This is a genomic window from Kaistia sp. 32K (genome assembly GCF_016629525.1).
Lineage (GTDB): Bacteria > Pseudomonadota > Alphaproteobacteria > Rhizobiales > Kaistiaceae > Kaistia.
In genome coordinates this window covers 5,220,081-5,237,505 of the sequence record NZ_AP024269.1, presented here as the reverse complement: position 1 = coordinate 5,237,505, position 17,425 = coordinate 5,220,081, and the positions used below count along the sequence as shown (strand labels likewise).

The window sequence follows — 17,425 nt, the reverse complement described above, 5'->3', positions numbered from 1 at the left end:
GTGGTTGGTAGTGGCATGTGTGGCCCTCGAGTGGTGGGCCTTCCGTGGCCGTGATGGTGTGTTGTGCGCCCTATCTGCGCCCTAAATCATATCAGGTGGCGCCGAGCCTTGCTGCTGCTGGCTTCTGGCGGTTAGAAGCCCTGACTATGTATCAGGTTATGCGCCGCTCGACCGCCTCGTACACGCAGGCCGACCACAGGGTCAGCACGAGCAGCCCGAACGCCGGCGCGTCAGTCGCCAGGCAAATGACGGCGATGATGGGCGCGGCGATCAGCGGGTTGGGGCTCATGGCTGGATGCCGAGCGCCACGATAGCCGCCCATAGCACCTTGCAACCGATATGGATGGCCTGGTCAACGTTCAGGCTTATCTTGCCCTCGCATTTGAGCCAGTCGGTCACGCCGTGCACCACAGCCTCGGTCACACCGAGCCACAGCTGGCCCGTGATCAGCGCTACAAATCCACCGTGGATCATCGAGTGCGCGAACAGGGCATGCGGCCAGAAGACCTGTCCGAGTGCCGTGTGGCGGTTCTTGGCCTGGGCAAGGAAGTCACTCTGCAGCGGGTAGTCCGCCAGCGAGTGGCCGACCAGCAGGAAAAATACCAGCGTCGCAAAGTCAGGGCTGATCACGACTTCACCCCGCAGCGCAGTCCGTGCACCTGGCACGTCCTCGGGTAGGCTTGGCCAGCGGCGGCCAGTTCGCGGCTGCAGGTGGCGCCAGGCACTGGCGTGAAGGAATAGGCCACCGGCTGGGGCTCGCCCAGCGGCATCGCCCAGCGGCCCAGCTGGTGCCAGCGGTAGGCGCTGGCGTCGACCTCGCCATCGCAGTGCCGGCAGCGGTACTTGCCTGCGCCCGGCGGCGCGGTGATCAGCTGCTCGAACTCATGCCAGGGGCAGGCGTCCAGCTTGGCCCGGTTGGCCTTCACGGACTCCCACAGGGCAACGATCTCGTCCAGGCTCTGCCCGGTCAGCTCGGCCAGGGCCGGCACGCCGTTGTAGGTGCCGTTCGGGTTGCGGTGCTTGTCCAGGCTGGGATCGGCTGGCATGCGCGCTGGCGGTCGATGATTGTTCACTGATTGCCCTCCAGCTCCGCGCAGCGCTGGCGCAGCGACGGTGAGGCGGCGCATGGGCCGTTCGGGTTGCGGTGGTCTTCAAGGCTCATGGTCGATGCTCTCGGAGAAGGCGTGCCAGACGCAGGCCAGCGACAGGGCGAAGCCCAGGCCGGACAGGGCGACGGTGCCGATCAGGATCGGAGTAGGTCAGGGTGGTCATGTGCTGGTCGCAGTGTGGGGCGCCTTACGTGGCGCGGGGTGTTACTGGCCAACCAGCCGGCTGACCAGATCGATTGCCTGCTGGACGGTGCGCACCTGCTCGGCGGCCGCGTCGCTGATCTCGATGTCGAACTCGCCCTCGACCTCCATGACGATCTCGATCAGGTCGAGGCTGTCGGCTCCCAGGTCGTCGACCAGGTTCTTGTCCGGCGTGATGTCGGTTGCCAGCACATCGCCCACGGCGAAGAAGCTGGCGATGATGTCGGTGACGCGCTGCTCAGTGGTCTTGCTCAATTTCCTTTCCCCTTGGAGTGGCGCCTTGTGGCGCCGGTAGTTGGTTGGCGCAGATGTCAGACCTGCAGGCGGGACTTGATGTCGGACATCACAACCGACAGGTCACGCAGCTTGCTGCCGATGCGGATCAGTTGCTCGGCCAGCGGTGACTCTTCTGCGCGCTCGCCAGCTGCTTCGCCTTTCAGGCCAGCAACTGGAACAGCTGGCGACATGACCGGGTCGAGGTCATCGCGCAGATTGTCCAGCTGCTCAGCGAGCGAGGCCGCGATGTTCTCCAGAATGTGAGCCTGCTGGTGGATCTCGCCGGCCTTCTGCTCCGGTACTGACTGGCCTGCATGTGCGTGAGTTGTTGTCACTTTCCTTTCTCCTGCGCCCTATCGGCGCCCAATGGTTTGGTTGTCCGGCTGAAACATGCGTGGCGTCAGGCGCCGGCTATCCTGACGCCCTGACTCATGGTCTGGATTGGCGATCCGGCCCGTCGTGCGGGTTCACCCAAGGACGGACGCTGCCCATGTCGAAGCGTGCGAATAGCGCCAGACCAAACAGGTTGAAGAACCGCATCGTCATGATGCCGTCGAAGACCTCGCCGGGCTCGACGTCCCTCATCGAGCAGACTGGCTGGTAGTGCGGCTCGTCGCAGTAAGCGCAGTAGTGGATTGCAGCTGCGCTGTCTTCAGTCATGAAGCGCGGGACGATGATGTCCAGCAGGCGGGACAGTCTCACACGCTCTCCAGGGCCGGGCGCGCCGGCGGAAATGGCTTGAGGGGCCGGCGCTCAGCGCGCCAGCACAGCAGGGTGAACCAGGCCAGGGCGATCATCGACGCCCCACCAGGCCGCGCAACCACGACAGCAGACGCCTCGGCCAGGTCTTCTCCAGGCGCTGAGCCGCGAGCTGGTCGCGGATTCCGTCGCGCAGGCCGCGGCGCCAGGCGGAGTAACCGGTCACGCCGACCGTGTAGCTCTTCACGCCAGCAGGCCATCCGTGACGGCCGACCCGGTACCCGTTCTGGTACGCCGACAGCTTGCGCTGCGCGGTCTTGCTCACTGGTGAGCCTCGGGCACGAAGCGCTTGAACGGCGACGGCTCGCCGGTGATGGCCCGCCGCTGCAGGTCTTTCAGGATCGTCTTGCGGACGGCCTTGCGCATGCGCTTCGGGTCGCTCAGCGGGATGTTCTCCAGCTCGGCGCGAGCCTTGGCCAGCAGATCACGTTCGTTCACAGGCAGTACCTCTTGCGGTAGCGCTCCAGCGTGGCCGCAGCCAGGTCGCTGAGCGGGGCTTTTTTGATCTTGGGCGCTGCGCGCTGCACGGCGCGCACCTGGCTGTCCTCGGCGGCGATCGGCACAAGCACGGCCGGCGGCGCGGCTGGGGTCGCAGGGCGCGGCTGGGCCGCCAGCTGGCCAGGCTGCGCAAGGCGCTGCTCCAGGCTGAACGCTGGCGCCGGTGCGCTGCGCATGGTCTGCAGGTAGGCCTCATTCCACCGGCTTGGCGGCACAGAGCAGGCAGCCCGGGCAGCCTGGCGCTCGGTCGGGCTCAGGGGGCGCATGCGGACAGAGGGGCGGCGGTACTCGCCGGCGCGCTCGTATGCGGGGCGGCACAGCTTGGCGGACAGGCCGGTCACTGTGCACCTCCCGCAGCGGCGCGCTGGAGATCCTGCATGCGCGCCCTGCGGTCAGCCTTGCGGGCCTGGCGCTCGCCGCGGCGGCCTGCGTCGCCCAGCAGCTGGTTCAGGTCGAAGTTGGGCTCGAGCCAAGGGCGGCGGGTGGGCATCACCGGGGTTGCCTGGGCGCAGCTCAGCACCCCAGCCGCCGCCAGGGCGAACAGGATCGAGCGAGCCGTGCTGGTCTTGCCGTGCGAGACGTGACCGATGGTGCCGACGTTGGGAGTGCTCATGCGTCACGCTCCGCTTTGGCCGGTGCCTCGGCCAGCTTGTGCGCCTTGTAGTCGCCGTCGGCATCGAGGTGCGCAGGCGGCCAGCCGTGCTTGCGGATGTTCATGGCGCGGAACGGGAGACGTGCTATCGACACGACGCAGCTGCTGGCCACGCAGGCCAGGAAGAACGTCAGCCACGGGCTGTCGCTCATGAATTGCCAGGCGGTCATTGGCGCACCGCCTCGGCCTTCTCGGCCAGACCGCGCCAGGCGAGCCAGATGCCGAAGGTGGCGAACGCAAAGTTCCATGCCGCCCACTCCAGCTGACCACGCACCAGGGCGGTGAAGGCAGAGAACAGCAAGCATCCACTGAGGATCAGACCCACACGGTCATCACGGATGAACCACCACGCCTTGCCGGCCCACAGCTTGAGTTTTTTCACCCCTTTCCCCTACCGGCACCTGGCCGGGTCAATGTTTGATCAATTATGCCGGCAGTGCGTCGAGGGCTGCAACTCTCGCGTGATGGATCGCCAGGATCTTGCCCTCCAGGGCTTTCCTGGGGTTCGGCCCGAAGCGCAACTCGACCTGCTCGATGTAGTGCTGCCGCTGCCGCTTGTTCGGCAGGCCCAGCACGAAGTACGGCTCAACCTCGAGGCAGTGCTGCCTGATCCGCTCGACAGCCTCGGTGCCGCGCTTGGCGCCGATCAGGGTCAGGAAGTCGTGCCGCTCGGCATGGCCCTTGGCGAGCACGTAGCGGGCTTCACACTCTGCCCGCCACGCTTCGCTGGTCTCCAGCACCTGCTCGCCGGTATACAGCGTCACCTGGCCAGGTTTCCACTTGCATGCGTTCATGTAATTCAACTCGATTGCGTGGATTTGCGCCCTATGTGCGCCCTAAAAACAATCCGGCAGCGTGAAGGCCTAGTGCTGCGCGGGTTTCAGGGTTGTGACACCCTGATTGATCATCTGGTTTACTCGTCGTCGGCCGCCTGGGCGCCGCCGTAGCTGGCCACGAACAGCGCGGGGAACTCCGGCGACACGCGCTTGTTCTGGTGGCAGCGGATGCCGGCATCCACCAGCTGGGCCGCTGACCGACCATCGCCGCGGTGGCGGCGCAGCTTGGTGCCGCAGGCGCACACCACGTCCGGCTTGTGACCGGCCGCCTGGGCGCCGCAGTTCGTGCACTGGTACAGCCGGCCGGCATCATCGGGCCGCGACACAATGCGAGCGAAACACGCCCTGCAGCAATGGGGCTCCAGGCGCCACCCGTCGCGCGTGCGCGCGGAGCCCTGTTCCTGGCCATTGGTTCCCGGCGCGCTTTCGGAAATTTTCACAGTCATCCGAACAGTTCCCCTTGCAGCAGGTTCGGCCTGCCAGCCTCGAATGCGAACGTAACGTGTTTGCTGGTATCCCTGAGCACAGCCACCACCAGCTCCTGCCGAGACGCGACGGTCATCGCCACGCGCTCGATCTCAGGCCCGGCTTGGAACCGGATCTCCAGCTGGTGCAACTGCGGGTGCTTCACCGGTGCACTGCCCCTGGCATTGCGCCCCTTCAAGAACTCCCGCTCCCGGTTGTAGCAGCTGATGCACAGGTGCTTTCGCACAAGCCTTGTCGCTCCCTGCTCACACCTGGCGCAGATGCTCATTCCCCGGAGCGGCGACAGTGAGATTTCCCCGACGCCGGCATGCTTCGCGCCGAGCGGGCAGTTCCTGCACTGATCCAGGCGTTCTGGTGCTGCCTTGCCGTTGGCCTCGACCCACATGCCGGCGCAGGCGGTGACCTGCAGACTGGCTTTGCGCCTGTCGCACCGGAAGAACTGCCGATCTGGCAATTCAGGGTATGTGAAGTATTCGACCACAGCGGTCTCCAGCTGGCTTTGCCTTGGGGCCTTGGGGCCTGTGCTGGCGGATAGTTTAGCTGGCGCGCCTCAGAATTGGGAAGGTTTTGGGTGATAAATCAGGGGCCGCGACTGGGCTATGACTGGGTTGCCCCCTGGTTTCTGGCCTAGTTGCCCCTCTGGTTGCCCCTCTTTCTCTTATTATTATCTTATATTTCAATGAAATAGATATATATATAGATAAAAGGCGACCATAGAATTGTACATATAAGCCCCATAGTGCGAGCTGTTGTAACCATGGTGGTGATAATTCGGTTACACCTACCTGTATATTATTACTTGCTTGTGTTTTCCGGACGCGACGGTCGCCTTTCGCTAAACCCCTTGAACCATAAGGCGAAAATCAGCGGCGACCGAGAGGCAACGGAAATCCGGCGGACGCGCGACCAGACTGCAACCGGCGCGTTGCGTGACAGCCAAAACTCATTGCAATTAAAGGATAATCGCAATTTAGGCCATGGTCGCGGTTGCGGTCGCTGGTGTTGTTTTCGGTTACTGCGGTTGCGTTTTTCGCCATCCGGCAGGCACAATTATGTTGCCGTGCAACCAACCAAAACCACCTTTTCGGTTACAGCCATGAACGTCATGAAGACCAAACTGACCACCCACCAGCTCGCCGGACTCATCTTTATGAGGCCCGACGAGATCAATCATCACCTGATGGACATGGTGCCCGCCGGGCTGATCCCTGCGGACACCCTCAAGCGGAAGCAGCCATCCGGCGCCGTCGACCTGAGCGCGGCGAACCCGCTCGGCATCACCGACCTGATCAAGCTGGCCATCCATGTTCCGCTGGATACCCAGCAGACCAACGCCATGCTGCAGGCCTGGCAGGAGCTGCACGCCGCCGAGGTCAAGGGCCACATCGCCAGGGCGCGGCGCGCGGTGCCGAAGCGCGAGACCAGCGCCGACCGCGACGTGATCAGGCGCTTCTTCGACGGCAAGGCGCGCTTCCTGAAGCTGCTGCACGTGCCGGGCGACGCCGACGCCAGCGACCTGGGCCTGCGCCGGGTCGGCGACATGCTCATGATCGGCACGTCCACCCCGGTGGTGCGCCAGGCGATGCGAGCCTCTGGAATCCAGCCGCGCGAGCTGTTCACTGCACTGAAGGCGCTGCCGGGCACCAGCCGCATCGGCGCCAAGCGCTTTGCTGGCCATGCGAGCAAGGCCTACCTGGTGCGGGTAGACGAGCTGCTTAGGGTCATAGAATAGGTGCAGGTCATCGGTAGCAGTCCGACGGGTGGTCAAAATAATGCTTGCTCAAATTTGAGTAACGAATGCATAATTCACCCAACAGAGCAGCAAGCTCGACAGCAACCGACCGAGAGGGATGCGCAAATGGCTACCAAATTCACCTACAAGTTCGTACCCGGCGGCAAGCTCTACGACCCAACCATCGAGTTGCATGCTGACGGCAAGAAGTCTCGCGTATACATACAAGTCTGCGGGTACGACGAATTCATCATCACCATCAACTACTTCGACATCCGCGGCCACTTCGCGGGGGCCGGCTTCGCCACCAGCCTTGCTGGCGCGAAGGAACAGGCCGTCGCGGCATACCACAAGTCGCTGGTCGAAGAGGCCAAAGAAGCCAGACGCGCGGCTCGCAAGGCCGCCGCACCCAAGGCGCCCAAGCCTCGCAAGGCCGCATAATGGCGAGCAAGTCGCCTGACCACCAAGCCCCTTAACTGGGGCTTTGCCGGTACCACCATCCGCCACTCGAGGCCGACCCCATGCACGCGCAGCTCTCCGCCAACTACCGCCTGATCGGGCATTCGCTCTACCGCAAGAGCGGTAACGCCTTCATGCACGTCGCCATCGTGCCCGTGAACCGCCGCCTGCTGCACCAGGCCATCGCCTGGTTCGAGGCGCAGGAGTAACGCCATGCCCACCGCCACCACCATCCTCGCCACGGCCCACACCACCGACCAGATCCGGCGCGCTGCCCGCCAGCAGTGCGTTGGCATGGAAGAGAAGCGCAACGCCAACTATGCGCTGTTCTGGTCGCAGTATCGCTTCGGCGACAGCAGCCAGATCACCATCGACGGCAACAAGATCACCATCGGCGTATGGGTGATGCAGACGCTGCCGGTTGTCCGGCCAAGCAAGCGCCGCTGCTCATTGCCGAGCTGCCGGTCTTGCAACGGCACCGGCCTGGATAGTCGTGGCCAGGTCTACGCTGTTAACGATCAAGGGCCGTTCTAATACTTGCTCATATTTGAGTAAGTGCAGTACACTGCAAGCAACACCAACGAGCCCGGAGAACCGAGCCATGAACACCTTCAAGCAACCACGCATCCCGGGCCAGCGCGCCACGCGGATGGCGCAAGTCACCCAGGAGCGCCTGGACAAGGCCATTCTGCCGCTGATCAAGACTGGCACCCTGGTGGCTGAGTACAGCACCGCCCAGGCCACCACCTTCTACACCACCATCGCCGGCCGCCAGGTTGGCATGACCCGCAACGGCAAGCACTACGCGCAGGTCGCGGCATGAAGCGCCCGACGCTGGTTGAGCTGACCCTGGCCACCGCCGCCCTTCTGGCCGTGGCCTGCTTTGCCTACGCGGTGCACACCGGCGCCGTTGGGTTCACCATTATCTGAGTTGCCGCGCCACCTGGCGCCAAGGAAAGGAAATGCGCTACTACATCAAGACCACCGACCCGCGCTATGTCGAAATGCTCAAGGAGCTGACGGCGCTGGCCGGCGAACGCTACGCATTCTTCAAGGCCCGCGCCGTCGAGCTCGGCTTTGACGAGATCGGCATGCACGAGCTCGGCGTGCCCGTTTTCTTCTTCAAGCAGTGCGCCGATGGGGCGACTGCGCCGAGGAAAGGGCCGAAGATCGCTGGGTTCAAAGGCGGCGATCGCGTCTACGATGGCGGCAAGTACCACTTCAAATACAGCGTCAGCGGTCGCGGGAAGGCCTTCTATGACGCCTTTGTGGCCGGAGCGCCTACTGCCCCAGAGGAGCTGACCAAAGGCAACTTCTACCGCCCCTCCATCAGCACCGTGTTCTGCCTGCGCCTGGGCCTGCCGGATGGCGTATTCGACGAGCGCAGCATTCAGTTTGGAACCGTGTTCCTGCTGCACGACAAAACCATGGTCGCCTGCAGCCTGCCGTTCCGCGATGACGACTCGAAGGAGGCGGCACCGGTGGTGATCCCAGACGGCTTCGAGGAGATCACCGAGCGCGCCCTGGTCGAGGAAATCAAGAAGCACAACGAGTCGATCAAGGCCGACTGACATTAAGCCACTGCGCCCCTGCCGGGGCGCTAGGGACAGGACGTGAAGTTCTACTACCAGATCAAGGGCCGCCAGCAGTACAGCGACGATGACTATGGCTGGGCCTGGCCGCCGGTGTTCAGCGGCATGGTCGAGGCCGAAGACCGCAAGACCGCCAAGGCCCAGGTCGAGGAGCTGTATGGCCGCCAGTTCCCCATGCGGGTGCTGAAGAAGGACATCGAGCAGCACGCCTACCTGCTGCACATCCAGCCGATCACCGAGCGCGACACCTACATCCTCAAGCGTTTCGAGGACACGGCCTGCAAGGAGTGCGGGGTGGTCTTCAAGCTGATCGACAAATACAACGACCCGAACACCGAGACCAACAGCCACGACTACTGCACCGAGGCCTGCAAGCAGGCGGCACGTGGCCGCGAGCTGTCGGAGTTCCGCCTGGCCAACGAAGGGCTGTCGCCGCCGGTGATCTACCAGGTGCGTCAGAAGTCAACGGGCCGCGTCTACGTCGGCCAGACCACCCAGCCGTTCACGCTGCGCTGGTGGCAGCACCTGAGCAACCCCACCGCGTGCAAGTTCCACACTGCGCTGAAAAGCACCGACATTACCGACTGGGAATTCTCGGTGCTCGAGGTGATCGCCTATCCCGAGGGCTGCACTGACCGGGCCGGCCACATCACTCTTCGCGAGGCCCACTGGGTCGACGCACTGTCGGCGGTCGACGCCGGCTTCAACACCGTGCGGCCGGCTGGGGCGATCAACCTGGCTCAGCAAGAGCTGCTGTAAATCACACCATCACAACTGATGCGGCCATGGCCGCTGGGGAAAAGCCCATGCTAACCATCTACCTCCTAGCCTATGTCTGCTCCACCGCCGCGCAGGACGACTGCGAGGCCCAGGTCGTCGACCACTTCCACGGCGCCGACGCGGCGATCACCTGCGAGCTCGAGCGCGAGGCCTGGCTGGACGGCAAGCGCGGATCTGCGCCGCTGCGCAACAGCCGCTTCGTCACCCTGGCGTGTGAGCTCGACTGACCGCCTGTCGCCGGTAAATCCGACGAGCGGCGCGCACCTGCGCATCTCAAAAAAGCATAATACCCACATCAACAACACGCCCGGCTTGCCCGGGCTAGGGGAGTAACGTGGACAAGTGGAAATTCCTGGCCGTCACCGGCTGGATCGGGGTGCTGGCACTGCTGGTCACCATCATCGACATGCACAGCGGGGTGGTGTGACATGGCCGGGTACAAGCTGGATGGCACTGTGCTGCGGGATGGGGCTGGCGCCTACGTTGCCGAGCTGATCGGCTGGGACGACGCAGAGCTGTCGCTGCTGATGGGGCGGGCGAGTGTGGCTGATGCCGAGCCTGCTCCGACCCCTGAGTTCGTCTGGGTTCGCCTGCTGGAAGCCATGCACGGCGACAACGGCGCCGCATTCACGGCGAGCACCGACGACTACCGCGAGGCCAGCGGGCCGCTTGCCGATCTGATCGCGGCGGGGTTCTTTCGTGGCGATGCGGACAGCCTTGATGGCGATATCTGGATGGCAGCAAGTGGCGAGGAAACCGAGGCCGCCGTCCGGTTTGAACGCTGCGCTGACGCCTACGCTGCGTTGTCCGCCGTATTGAATCGCGTGTTTGAGCGTGATGATCAGGCGTACGACCGAAACGCCGAGCGACTGACTGCCGAAGCGCTAGGGACTGGCTCAGGAATAAACATGGCCGCCACGTCCGTGGATGAGCTGTTCGACGAGCCATCCCTGCCGCCTGCCGGCGTGGAAGATGTGGAGGTGGTTGGATACCGCGTTCAATGGACTGATCGACCAGGCGGCAGCGCCCTCAACTTGCTCACTGCCATTACCCCGCCGATACACCTGCTCCGCGCCGAATACCCGAATGCCGAAATTCAGCACACCGACGATCTCATGACCGTAGCCCAGTGCCAGCGCATCGTTGCAGCGCGCGATGCTGCTATCGAGGAATGGTCAGGCACGGCAGTGCAGAACGGCATGGAAGTTGACCGACTGCGCGCATTGATGGCTGCCGGGGCGCTGGTGCCGAGGGAGTTGCTGGACGACGCCGAAAAACACCTCACCGACTGGCTAGACCTGCACGACTGCGAATGCGAAGGCGGCCACATCTGCGGACGCGGCCATGTCCGCGCGACGCGGGACAGGATACACGCCCTGCTCGCCGCTCCAGCAGTCGCAGGCCATCAGCACGCATCTGCTGCCCGTGACGTTCTGATCGAGCGCCAGCGACAGGTCGCCGCAGAAGGGTGGTCGCCGGAGCACGACGACGAGCACGACGGTGGCGAACTTGCGGCGGCAGGCGCAGCATATGCGCTGCATGCCGCCGACCACCTTAACCCGTATAGCCAGGGCGATGGCGGCGACGAAGCGCCCAACTGCTGGCCGTGGCATGACGCCGTTGCTGGCCGTGGCGAGGGGCCGGAGGCAACCAAGCCCGCATGGTGGAAGCCCGGCACACCACGGCGCGACCTGATCAAGGCCGCCGCCCTGATCCTGGCCGAGATTGAGCGCATGGATCGCGCAGCCGCTCCAGCAGAGCAAGGGGGTGACGTGTGACTTCATCAGAGATAAAGCCGCTTCCTCCCCTGAAGGCCTACAGCGTCCAGGGCAGTGAGTACGGAACTATCACGTTCGCCAGGCATGCTGTGGTGGCTCGGCGTGACGGAGCCAACGAGCTGAACATCGAGTTCGAGGATGTGGAATCCTGCCTCCGCGTTCCAGCTCTTGATCGCTACGCATCAGCAGGCGGCGTGCCATGGCGCGTGCTGGTCGAGGAGCACGGCTGGTGCCAGGAATGCGGTTACTGCGAGCGCCGCGTCTACAACGATGAACCGGATCGGGTCTGGACAACTGACGAGCAGGTCTGCTGCTCGGTTGAGTGCGAGGCGCGGCGCGAGAACTGGCTGCGCAAGCACGCCGCCGCCAAGCAGCAGGAGAGCAGCAATGGCTGAGCAAGTGAAGCGTGTTCCAACTAGCGTTCTTACCGGCCTGATTGACGTGGCTCATGAGCGGCGGCATGAGCTTATCTGTCAGCAGTTTCCCGACAATGACGAGGGCGATGCTTTATGTCGTGTTAGAGATCGGCGCGTAGGCCGTATTGATCGACTCATTGAGCTGGTTGAGCGGGAGGCTGTGGTTTGCAACTACGACGCCCTGGCGGCAGAGGTCGAGCGGCTGAAATCCACCATCGACGGCATGAACGCCAAGCACTGGGAGCTGGTGAATGCTCATGCCAGCCTGCGCGCCAAGCTGGCCGAGCGGGATGCGCATCCTGTGCGCGCGCTTGGTCAAGAAGCCTATTCAACACTGGTGGGGATGGTCGAGTTCTGCCTGGAACGGCGTGTTCGCATGGGTATGGATGAAGGATTCAAGTCATTTGAGCCAGAGGACGAACACGACTTCGTGAAGGAGTTGCGCGGGTTTGTTGCCCTCGCCGCCCACCGCCAGGCCAACCCCAATGGCTCGTAACCCATTCCCCACCACCAACGCCCTGCGCGTCCTGGCGAATGCCTACTTCGGCCTTCCCCTCGCCGCAGGGGCGCCCGCGCGCGGCTTCCACGCCATTCTCGGCAGCTGCGTCCAGCAGGGTACAATCACCAGGGCCGGCGAACTGACCGACACCGGCCTGCTCATACTCACCGAGTACGGAGGAAAGGAGCATGGATCAAACCGCTGAACAGCTGCGCCAGCAGGCGCGAGACCTGCGCGAGAGCGCGCAATATGCCGACCGCGAGCAGGATCGCGCCGCCGACCTGCAGCGGGCGGCCAAGCTGGAGACGCAGGCCCGGGCGCTCGATGGCGAGCAGCAGCAAGCCAAGCGCGCAGCCTACCAGGCGATGACGCCAGAGGAGCGGAAGCAGGATCTCAAGCACCGCATCGAGCTGACGATCGGCAAGATCGAACGCAAGCTCGGCATGAAGCCGTGACCCGGCCGACCGCCATCACCTGCATCCTGGCATGGGCTCTTCTCGAGCCCATTGTCGTTGGCGCGCTGGATTCTCTGCGTCCGCCACCACTGCACAACTGCCCGGCGCCACATGTTCGTCACGTGGTATCGTGCCCACCACCCCACACAGTCACCACCCGCCAGGTTCAGTGCCTCTCGACGAAGCGCGTCGACCTGTGCGCCGAGGGATACCAATGAAGAAAGCATGCCCGCAATGCAGCAGCGACGCCGTCGTCCTGCTGCGCTCGATGAACCTGAAGCTGTGCTCCGACTGCAAGCACGAGTGGGCCTGGCATCTGGATGCCGGGCAGAAGCCGCTGGTGGCCAGCAACCGCGCGGATCGCGGGCTGACCAGTGAGCAGCAGGCATGACCGAGGAGATGAAGGCCCTTCGAGCAGGGCGCATGGTCAACATCGGCGGCGTGCTCGCCAAGCGATGCTCTGGATGCTGGGTGACCAAGAAGATCGAGCAGTTCCACGACGACGCAAGCAAGGCCTCTGGCATGAGGAGCCATTGCGTGGTCTGCATGTCGAGGCGCAAGCGCCACAAGGATTGAACCCACAAAAAAGCCCGCTGATGCGGGCTTTTTGCTGCCTGGCTGCCGCTAGATCGGCAGCTCATCCGTCTCTCCCTGCTCCTTCTCTTCGCCCAGGATCGGCTCGACAGGGATGCTCACGACCTTGCTGTCGGCGCCGTTGAACTTCTTGCTGCCGTTCACCCGCTTGGCGCCCTTGACCCGCAGCAGCTGGCCGCGCAGGTCGGTGACGAACGGCATGTCCTTCACCAGCTTGACCAGGTTGCTGACGCCGGTACCGAACCAGAGCTCGTTGGTAGCCAGCTCAACCCGGATGCCGTGGCGGCGCAGGGTGTCGTCAGCCGTCTTGGGCTCGATCAGGTTGTGCCGGTGCATCGGCGAGCACTCGCGGATCAGCTCGTAGACAGTGTGCTCGTCGGCGCCGCTGCTGGACTTGACGCGCAGCTTGGCGCCCAGCAGGGCCTCGATTGCCCGGCTTGCGTCGTCCTGATCGTTGTCCTCAACGTGCTCGTCCCAGCGATAGCCGCGGATCAGCACCATGGCCTCGGCATCGCTGGGCACATAGCTCTTCTGCAGGCACCACGACCCGGCCAGCAGGGTGCCGAACTGGTCGCCCTGGCGCTGGGTGCCGAAGTGCCGTGCGGCGGCGCGCCGGAACACTTCGACGCTCTTGAGGATGACCGGCATCATGCCGAGCGCCCGGGCTAGCAGCCGGCTGGCGATCTCGTCGTCCTCGTCGATTTTGTTCAGGTCGAGCGACAGTTCGTCCCAATGGTCGGTATTGCCATCCACCGGCGGCCGCATGACCAGCTTGGTGAGGCGATCGACGTCGGCCTTGCCGCCGGACATATTCACGTTGATCGACGCCAGGCAGAACATCGATCGAATGTGGAAGCTCTGGCCGTCGCCGGATACCGTGCCCTTGAGGGTCATGGCCTGGCTGTCGGTCGAGGTCTTGCGGATCATGCCGATGACGTTTTCCATGCGCTGCTTGTCGCGCTCGGTGTTGCTCTCGGCCTCGTCGATCAGCACCGGCAGGGCATCTGCCTGCAGGTACTGGCGAATGCCAGGCTCGGTGCTGTCACCCGTGGCGTAGACGCTGATGCCGCGCAGCAGGGAGCCCATGTACTTGTTCTGGATGGTCGACTTGCCGGTACCGGCGCCGCCTGTGATCCAGACGTGCGGGCGCCATGGCAGCGCGCCGCAGACCGGCGCCAGCATGACGAAGCCAGAGAACAGCGCGGCACTGCCGGGCATGCTCCAGCGGATGCGCTCGGCCACGCTGACCAGCCAGGTACCTTCCTCGTCTGTCATGGGCTGCGCCGCTGGCGTCGGCATGCTGCGCTCCACCTGGTAGACGAACGCCGACTGGATGCGCGTGATGTCGGTCTGCACGCCGTCGACGGTCAGGTAGCCGCCGTGGTGAAACACAGCGCGCCCCTTGTCCGTCCAGGCGCCGCGCCCGCGCACGCGGTTCGGATCGTAGATGCCCCGGCTGTTCGCGGTGCGGAAGACCCAGTTGATCGCGGCTTTCTTGTTGACGCCTTCCTTGTTGGGAAACTGCTCTTCCCACCAGTTGATCGGCGCCAGCTCCATCAGGCCGGCATCGCTGAAGTCGCCCTTGCGGTAGCTCAGCACCTGGCGCTTTTCGTGCTGGAAGAAGAAGTAGTCGCCGCGGTCATAGCCGAGGATCGTGAAGTAGCCGTTGCGGATCAGGTCTTCGTCGTCATCACCATCTGCCGGCGGCGCCTGGCGAGCAGGTGGCGCAGCAGCAGGCACGATGCCGGCGGCCAGCGCTGCGTCCTCGGCATCCCCAACATCCTCCCAAGGCAGCGGCTCGGCCTCGGCCACCGGCGGCGCTTCAACTTCGACGACAGCGTGCAGCTCGCGGAAATCAGCCACCGCCAGGGCATTGGCCCGGGTGTGGGCCAGCAGATTGAAACCGTCCGGTAGGTCGTCGGCCAGATCCCAGCCGTCCGGCACGCCGGCAGGCGGGGTGATGATCTTGATCGAAGATGCGGTGCCAGCGATGCGGTCAGCGATGTCGAGCATGCACACGACGCCGGGCTGCTCGAGGAGCGGCATCAGCTCGCCGGCCTTCGGATGCGTGTCGACGTAGCGCTTCAAGTCAGCATCCGGCCACATGCCGACGTTGCGACCGCTCAGCGGCGACCAGTCGACGTGCGGCACGGCCTTGCCGCCGCCTGGCCAACTGATCACCACCAGCTTGTTGCGCGGGATGCCGGCTGCCTCGTAGCGCTCCTGCGCCGCATCAGCGGCCTTCTCGCCTTCGGCCAGCACCACCTGGGCGGCCGGGTGCGCGGCCAGCTTGTCGAGCCCATAGAGCGGGCGCGGCTTGTCGAACGACAGCCAGCGCCAGCGAGTCTCGCCAGTCTCGACGTTGACGCAGTAGGTCTGCGGGATCACGTCCTTGCCGCCGCCGGGCAGCTCGAAGCGGCAGATATAGCCGATCAGCGCGCCTGAGCCGTCGCGGTACTCCCAGCGACGGCTGGCGACCAGCTTTTCCCAGCTGCCGCCCTTGGGCCTGTTGAACGTGTCCATGGGGCGCTGCTTGACGTCAGCGGGCACCGGCACGATGGGCTTCCACTCGGCCTTGGCCTGGGCCTTCTCAGCCTTGGGGGTCGGTGCCACGCCAGCCTTGGGTGCCAGGTCGCCGACGATGCTGCGCACGGCCTGGCGGAAGCCAGTGTTCTCGTACTGCATCACGAAGTCGATGGCATTGCCGCTGGCGCCGCAGCCGAAGCAGTAATAGAACTGCTTTTCCGCATTGACAGTGAACGACGGCGTGCCCTCTGAATGGAACGGGCACAAGCCCTTGTGTTCGTCGGCGCCGTGCTTTTTCAGATCAACGTATTTTTCAACTGTTGCGAGAATATCGGCTTTCGCACTGTCGACTACCGAATCTGGAATCTTCCAGTCATCCATACCCTACCCTTCTGCCGGGGGACTGCATTGAAAAAAACGGGCGGGCGTGCGCAGTACACGCCTTTCAGCACCGGGAGCTAACCGGTGCCTGAGCCCGAAACATGATCGCCACCAGGCGCGGGATTCGCAGCCTGGAAGGCGGGAATTTTGGTGAAGAAGCGGGCTCATGAAGACGCCCGCCGGTATCATACATCAAATTTTAGACGTTGCGCGCCTTCCAGTCTTCGACGATGGCCACCGCCGCCTCTGGACTGTTCGCAATGCCGGCGATGCCGCCGGCCAGGTCGACTTGCGCGACCATGTTCGCCTGCTCATCGCTGGTCTTGCCGCCCTTGCTGCGCTTGGCGTCCATAAACGTGGCTACGGCGATCTTGCGGCCGACCATCTCCGGGGTGACTTCGATCGTCGTCCAGCCGCCCAGGTCGAGCTGGCCGGTAACGGACTCGCCGTTCGGGTACGCCATGCCCAGGGCGATAGAGCGCGCGGCCTTGATCAGCACCGAGCCGTCCTGCAAGCGCTGGACGCCCTTCGGGCCGAGGTTGGAGATCCACGCCCGGCCGCTGTTGAAGCGGAAGAGCGTGGTGCCGATGGCGCCCACGGCGAGCCAGATGCGGCGCTGGACGGTGTTTTCACTGGACACGGGCTTTCTCCTGCGCAACCAGGCGATGCCCGAAGAACTCGACTTTTTCTGCGTCATACAGGGCGTCGTTGCCAGTCTTGTGCTTGCCCAGGCTGCGGGATGCCGCTCGGCGCCAAATCGCCTTGAAGGCATTCCCTTCCGCGAAGTTCATGCCCAACGCTTCGATGATGTCGTTGCATTCCGCCGTGTACGGCTGGCGCCCTGGCGTGGTGGTGCTGGTGATGTCTACTTGGTAGTAGTCCACGCTGCCACCGGTATGCTCGCTCATATGTCGATCTCGTGGTGAATGGCTGGGAATTAGAACGGAATATCTTGATCGTAGCTGTCCTGCGCCTGCTGTTGCTGGGGCGCCTGGCGCTGCTGTTGCTGCTGCGGCCGCTGTTGCTGGCCGGCATTGTTGCCGTCACGACCGCCGGCGTCGTCCTTGCTGCCGAGCATCTTCATCTCGCTCGCGCGGATCTCCGTGGTGTAGCGATCAACACCGCTCTGATCCTGCCACTTGCGCGTCTCCAGCTTGCCCTGGAAGTAGACCAGGGTGCCCTTGCGCAGGTACTGGCCGGCGATCTCCGCCACTTTTCCGAACAGCACGACGCGGTGCCATTCGGTCTTTTCCTTCTGCTCGCCGGACTGCTTGTCCTTCCAGCGCTCCGAAGTAGCGAGCGACACGTTGCAGACGGCGTCGCCGTTGGGCAGATACTTCACTTCCGGGTCTTGGCCGAGGCGGCCGATCAGGTTGACTTGATTGAGAGACGACAT

Annotated in this window: 33 protein-coding genes; 14 read left to right on the top strand and 19 right to left on the bottom strand. The window is 64.1% G+C overall.

From position 1 onward, the window contains the following. Positions 1-151 precede the first annotated feature (151 nt). The 15 genes from K32_RS24265 to K32_RS24195 all read right to left on the bottom strand — a co-directional run bounded on the left by K32_RS24265 (position 152) and on the right by K32_RS24195 (position 5,298). Positions 152-289, bottom strand: coding sequence for a hypothetical protein (locus tag K32_RS24265; protein WP_201401937.1), 138 nt, complete (start codon positions 287-289; stop codon positions 152-154). Further along, a complete protein-coding gene (locus K32_RS24260) occupies positions 286-630 on the bottom strand; it encodes a DUF3307 domain-containing protein (RefSeq protein WP_244669734.1) in 345 nt (114 codons plus the stop codon). The genes K32_RS24265 and K32_RS24260 overlap by 4 nt, the downstream gene beginning before the upstream one ends. Beyond that, on the bottom strand, positions 627-1,073 hold the full coding sequence (locus K32_RS24255) for a hypothetical protein (protein WP_201401936.1): 447 nt from the start codon (positions 1,071-1,073) through the stop codon (positions 627-629). The genes K32_RS24260 and K32_RS24255 overlap by 4 nt, the downstream gene beginning before the upstream one ends. Positions 1,074-1,313: 240 nt before the next feature. Continuing rightward, a complete protein-coding gene (acpP, locus tag K32_RS24250; protein WP_201401935.1) occupies positions 1,314-1,565 on the bottom strand; it encodes an acyl carrier protein in 252 nt (83 codons plus the stop codon). A gap of 56 nt (positions 1,566-1,621) precedes the next feature. Then, positions 1,622-1,921 (bottom strand): hypothetical protein, encoded by a 300-nt coding sequence (locus K32_RS24245; protein WP_201401934.1) that lies wholly within the window; start codon positions 1,919-1,921, stop codon positions 1,622-1,624. 94 nt (positions 1,922-2,015) lie between these two features. Beyond that, positions 2,016-2,288, bottom strand: coding sequence for a hypothetical protein (locus K32_RS24240; protein ID WP_201401933.1), 273 nt, complete (start codon positions 2,286-2,288; stop codon positions 2,016-2,018). Between the two features lie 91 nt (positions 2,289-2,379). Next, positions 2,380-2,610, bottom strand: coding sequence for a hypothetical protein (locus K32_RS24235; RefSeq protein ID WP_201401932.1), 231 nt, complete (start codon positions 2,608-2,610; stop codon positions 2,380-2,382). After that, the gene (locus K32_RS24230; RefSeq protein ID WP_201401931.1) at positions 2,607-2,783 is read right to left on the bottom strand and encodes a hypothetical protein; all 177 of its coding nucleotides are present in this window, start codon (positions 2,781-2,783) and stop codon (positions 2,607-2,609) included. Before K32_RS24230 ends, K32_RS24235 begins: the two co-directional genes overlap by 4 nt. Beyond that, positions 2,780-3,184: a hypothetical protein gene (locus tag K32_RS24225; protein WP_201401930.1), complete on the bottom strand. Its 405-nt coding sequence runs from the start codon at positions 3,182-3,184 to the stop codon at positions 2,780-2,782. The genes K32_RS24230 and K32_RS24225 overlap by 4 nt, the downstream gene beginning before the upstream one ends. After that, a complete protein-coding gene (locus tag K32_RS24220) occupies positions 3,181-3,456 on the bottom strand; it encodes a hypothetical protein (protein ID WP_201401929.1) in 276 nt (91 codons plus the stop codon). Before K32_RS24220 ends, K32_RS24225 begins: the two co-directional genes overlap by 4 nt. Then, positions 3,453-3,665, bottom strand: a complete 213-nt coding sequence (locus K32_RS24215) for a hypothetical protein (protein WP_201401928.1) — start codon at positions 3,663-3,665, stop codon at positions 3,453-3,455. The genes K32_RS24220 and K32_RS24215 overlap by 4 nt, the downstream gene beginning before the upstream one ends. Beyond that, positions 3,662-3,877, bottom strand: a complete 216-nt coding sequence (locus K32_RS24210; protein WP_201401927.1) for a hypothetical protein — start codon at positions 3,875-3,877, stop codon at positions 3,662-3,664. Before K32_RS24210 ends, K32_RS24215 begins: the two co-directional genes overlap by 4 nt. A gap of 43 nt (positions 3,878-3,920) precedes the next feature. Next, positions 3,921-4,259 (bottom strand): hypothetical protein, encoded by a 339-nt coding sequence (locus K32_RS24205; protein WP_201401926.1) that lies wholly within the window; start codon positions 4,257-4,259, stop codon positions 3,921-3,923. Positions 4,260-4,408: 149 nt separating this feature from the next. Next, the gene (locus K32_RS24200) at positions 4,409-4,777 is read right to left on the bottom strand and encodes a hypothetical protein (protein WP_201401925.1); all 369 of its coding nucleotides are present in this window, start codon (positions 4,775-4,777) and stop codon (positions 4,409-4,411) included. Continuing rightward, the gene (locus tag K32_RS24195; protein ID WP_201401924.1) at positions 4,774-5,298 is read right to left on the bottom strand and encodes a hypothetical protein; all 525 of its coding nucleotides are present in this window, start codon (positions 5,296-5,298) and stop codon (positions 4,774-4,776) included. Before K32_RS24195 ends, K32_RS24200 begins: the two co-directional genes overlap by 4 nt. 615 nt (positions 5,299-5,913) lie before the next feature. On the opposite strand from K32_RS24195, the gene K32_RS24190 reads away from it, so the two are divergent. From K32_RS24190 to K32_RS24125, 14 genes are all read left to right on the top strand, one after another. Beyond that, complete coding sequence (locus K32_RS24190) at positions 5,914-6,549, top strand: hypothetical protein (RefSeq protein ID WP_201401923.1); 636 nt, start codon at positions 5,914-5,916, stop codon at positions 6,547-6,549. Between the two features lie 126 nt (positions 6,550-6,675). Continuing rightward, complete coding sequence (locus tag K32_RS24185) at positions 6,676-6,990, top strand: hypothetical protein (RefSeq protein WP_201401922.1); 315 nt, start codon at positions 6,676-6,678, stop codon at positions 6,988-6,990. An 80-nt stretch (positions 6,991-7,070) separates the two neighbouring features. Next, positions 7,071-7,217, top strand: a complete 147-nt coding sequence (locus tag K32_RS24180; protein WP_201401921.1) for a hypothetical protein — start codon at positions 7,071-7,073, stop codon at positions 7,215-7,217. A gap of 4 nt (positions 7,218-7,221) precedes the next feature. After that, positions 7,222-7,542 (top strand): hypothetical protein, encoded by a 321-nt coding sequence (locus K32_RS24175; protein WP_201401920.1) that lies wholly within the window; start codon positions 7,222-7,224, stop codon positions 7,540-7,542. A gap of 67 nt (positions 7,543-7,609) precedes the next feature. Next, complete coding sequence (locus tag K32_RS24170; protein WP_201401919.1) at positions 7,610-7,831, top strand: hypothetical protein; 222 nt, start codon at positions 7,610-7,612, stop codon at positions 7,829-7,831. 139 nt (positions 7,832-7,970) lie between these two features. Beyond that, positions 7,971-8,579: a hypothetical protein gene (locus K32_RS24165; RefSeq protein WP_201401918.1), complete on the top strand. Its 609-nt coding sequence runs from the start codon at positions 7,971-7,973 to the stop codon at positions 8,577-8,579. Between the two features lie 42 nt (positions 8,580-8,621). Beyond that, positions 8,622-9,359, top strand: a complete 738-nt coding sequence (locus K32_RS24160) for a GIY-YIG nuclease family protein (RefSeq protein ID WP_201401917.1) — start codon at positions 8,622-8,624, stop codon at positions 9,357-9,359. A gap of 47 nt (positions 9,360-9,406) precedes the next feature. Next, positions 9,407-9,607, top strand: coding sequence for a hypothetical protein (locus K32_RS24155; protein ID WP_201401916.1), 201 nt, complete (start codon positions 9,407-9,409; stop codon positions 9,605-9,607). Positions 9,608-9,808: 201 nt separating this feature from the next. Next, positions 9,809-11,158: a hypothetical protein gene (locus K32_RS24150; protein WP_201401915.1), complete on the top strand. Its 1,350-nt coding sequence runs from the start codon at positions 9,809-9,811 to the stop codon at positions 11,156-11,158. Then, positions 11,155-11,553, top strand: coding sequence for a hypothetical protein (locus tag K32_RS24145; protein WP_201401914.1), 399 nt, complete (start codon positions 11,155-11,157; stop codon positions 11,551-11,553). Before K32_RS24150 ends, K32_RS24145 begins: the two co-directional genes overlap by 4 nt. After that, positions 11,546-12,070: a hypothetical protein gene (locus K32_RS24140; protein ID WP_201401913.1), complete on the top strand. Its 525-nt coding sequence runs from the start codon at positions 11,546-11,548 to the stop codon at positions 12,068-12,070. The genes K32_RS24145 and K32_RS24140 overlap by 8 nt, the downstream gene beginning before the upstream one ends. A 191-nt stretch (positions 12,071-12,261) precedes the next feature. Beyond that, positions 12,262-12,528, top strand: a complete 267-nt coding sequence (locus K32_RS24135; protein WP_201401912.1) for a hypothetical protein — start codon at positions 12,262-12,264, stop codon at positions 12,526-12,528. A gap of 214 nt (positions 12,529-12,742) precedes the next feature. Continuing rightward, complete coding sequence (locus K32_RS24130; protein WP_201401911.1) at positions 12,743-12,919, top strand: hypothetical protein; 177 nt, start codon at positions 12,743-12,745, stop codon at positions 12,917-12,919. Next, positions 12,916-13,104 carry a hypothetical protein gene (locus K32_RS24125; protein WP_201401910.1) on the top strand — a complete coding sequence of 63 codons (189 nt, stop codon included), beginning with the start codon at positions 12,916-12,918 and terminating at the stop codon, positions 13,102-13,104. The genes K32_RS24130 and K32_RS24125 overlap by 4 nt, the downstream gene beginning before the upstream one ends. A 48-nt stretch (positions 13,105-13,152) precedes the next feature. Here the strand turns inward: K32_RS24125 and K32_RS24120 are convergent, their stop codons facing one another. The 4 genes from K32_RS24120 to ssb form a co-directional block, all read right to left on the bottom strand. Continuing rightward, positions 13,153-16,029: a CHC2 zinc finger domain-containing protein gene (locus tag K32_RS24120; RefSeq protein WP_201401909.1), complete on the bottom strand. Its 2,877-nt coding sequence runs from the start codon at positions 16,027-16,029 to the stop codon at positions 13,153-13,155. 199 nt (positions 16,030-16,228) lie between these two features. Continuing rightward, complete coding sequence (locus tag K32_RS24115) at positions 16,229-16,669, bottom strand: hypothetical protein (RefSeq protein WP_201401908.1); 441 nt, start codon at positions 16,667-16,669, stop codon at positions 16,229-16,231. After that, the gene (locus K32_RS24110; protein ID WP_201401907.1) at positions 16,659-16,937 is read right to left on the bottom strand and encodes a hypothetical protein; all 279 of its coding nucleotides are present in this window, start codon (positions 16,935-16,937) and stop codon (positions 16,659-16,661) included. The genes K32_RS24115 and K32_RS24110 overlap by 11 nt, the downstream gene beginning before the upstream one ends. Before the next feature lie 29 nt (positions 16,938-16,966). Then, complete coding sequence (ssb, locus tag K32_RS24105) at positions 16,967-17,425, bottom strand: single-stranded DNA-binding protein (protein ID WP_244669733.1); 459 nt, start codon at positions 17,423-17,425, stop codon at positions 16,967-16,969.